Here is a 1,034-nt window from a genome sequence, read left to right as displayed (position 1 = left end):
AGAGTTTTGTGAGTTCAAGCCACCTGGCTCTCTTTTCACCTGATACAACAGGTCCTGAAAAACCGCTTCATCACGCTTAAAGCCAACCGTACTAGCATTCGCCAAGTTGTTGGAAATCGTGGTCAAGGACATATCTTGTGCACTTAGACCGGTTTTACTGACATAAAGAGCTGGATGCATGATGCTTCTCCCAAATTGAAATTCTACTGCGAATCAATCAGACCTGAAGCGTTTAAGGGCTATCTGTGATACCCCTTATTTAAAGCTAGTAAGCAAATACCGCTAACGAAGCAGTCAAAAAATCAGCACTCTATAAATCTGCAACTACGTGCCGCTTTTATGACGTTTTTCAGGTCTTACTAGGAGAACTGCAACAAACGTGCCGTTTGTTGAGAAATTTGATCAGCCTGGCTCATTAATTTAACTTGAAGCTCATACTGTCGCGATAGAGATAGGATATCTGTTAAAGACGATACCGCATTTACATTAGAACCTTCCAGAAACCCCGTTTCCAGTTTGATGTTCGGGTCAGCAACTGCCGGTGGCTCATCACCCTTCATATGCAATAGACCATCTTCTTTCTTTTCGATCATATCAGGGTCGGGATTAACTAGCTTAATTCGATCAACCGCCGCTAAGCCAACAGCTCCACCACCCAAAGGAAGAACCGAAACCGTACCGTCAGCACCAATCTCAACAGTTGCCGAAGGCGGCAAAACAATTGGACCACCATTACCCAAAACAGGCAAACCAATGCCAGCCCTTAGCTGCCCATTGACATCTACCTGCAGGTCGCCTGCCCGGGTATAGGCTTCCGAACCATCTGCGGCCTGAACCGCAATCCATCCATCACCCTTTACCGCAACATCCAAAGGGTTGCCGGTTTGATTCAGGGGACCCGCCTCAAAATTTGTTCCCGGCCTTTCGGTCAAGGCATAGGCTCTCGATGGATGATGCTCGCCAAACACCGGCATAGCACGCGCCTGAGCGAAATCTTCTTTAAACGCCGTCGTATTAATATTTGCCAAATTATT

General features: G+C 46.6%; 2 protein-coding genes. Both read right to left on the bottom strand.

Annotated elements, in window-relative coordinates:
* Nucleotides 1–180 (bottom strand): flagellar basal body protein (locus A3729_RS19710; protein ID WP_231877473.1); only part of this gene is annotated, 180 nt, incomplete at its 3' end.
* A 179-nt stretch (nt 181–359) separates the two neighbouring features.
* Nucleotides 360–1,034 (bottom strand): flagellar basal body rod protein FlgF (locus A3729_RS19705; RefSeq protein ID WP_068634198.1); only part of this gene is annotated, 675 nt, incomplete at its 5' end.

The sequence above is a fragment of the Oleiphilus sp. HI0043 genome (assembly GCF_001634935.1).
The sequence above is the reverse complement of the archived record's forward strand: the minus strand, read 5'-3'. Positions and strand labels throughout refer to the sequence as shown.